This is a genomic window from Spiroplasma sp. hy2 (genome assembly GCF_044714365.1).
GTDB classification, from domain to species: Bacteria; Bacillota_I; Bacilli_A; order Mycoplasmatales; family Mycoplasmataceae; genus Spiroplasma; species Spiroplasma phoeniceum.
In genome coordinates, this window is record NZ_RXFZ02000293.1 from 1 (window position 1) to 812 (window position 812).

The 812-nt window shown below is 23.3% G+C and carries 2 protein-coding genes; both read right to left on the minus strand.

Going from position 1 to position 812, the window contains the following annotated elements:
• Positions 1 to 293, minus strand: a 293-nt coding sequence (locus tag EHV01_RS06150) for a hypothetical protein (RefSeq protein ID WP_422066691.1), incomplete at its 3' end; no start/stop codon positions are given.
• A gap of 6 nt (positions 294 to 299) precedes the next feature.
• Positions 300 to 812: hypothetical protein (locus EHV01_RS06155; protein WP_422066692.1), on the minus strand; the 513-nt coding region annotated here is incomplete at its 5' end.

The following is an 812-nucleotide window of genomic DNA, read 5'->3' on the forward strand; positions in this document are numbered from 1 at the left end:
WRATTTTCATTTTTAAATTGTTCTCTATTTTTAATATTATTATCTTTTTCTAATTGACTTAATATTTGTTGTATTTCTTTTTTATGACCTTTTTTAATTAAATCTACATAAGTAAATGGATCTAATCATTTATAAATATATTCAACTTTATTTGTAATTTTTTGTAATGGATTAGCATAATATGAAGCAAATTTATTAACTTTATTAATTAAATTAACAAATTTACTTATTAAAGATTTATTTTCTAAATTAGATACTAATAAAGTTAAAACTCGTAATATTAATAAATTCATTATTTATTAAGAATTTTTAATTACTACATCAATCGGATTTGTTTGACCAGTGGCGTTGTTTTTACCCTCAATCTGAACTGAAATTACTTTATCATTTGTAATATCAATCGGTCAATCTTCACCCTTACTTTCAATAAAGTAATCAAAATCACTTTCAGTTAAAGAACTATTTATGGTTTTTACTGCTTTTAAAACAACATTTTTAAATTGTGGTTTTAACTGTTCTGGTGTTGTTTGTGTTGGGTCTGCAACATGAATAGTTGGTTTATCTATTCTATTAATTTTACTGATATTAATTTTGCTGGGAGTTGATGATGGAATTACATAATCAACTGGAACTCTAAAGGTTTTATTTAGATTACTTTTTGCAGTATTAATTTCATCTTGTGTTGGTTGTTTTTCTAAAATAATCTTACATGTTTTTGGATATAAAATAGTTGGTGTTGCATATTGAACTTTACCAATTCATTTAGGGTTAGCAGTATCATTATCTAAAACTTGTTGAATAGTATCCATWTD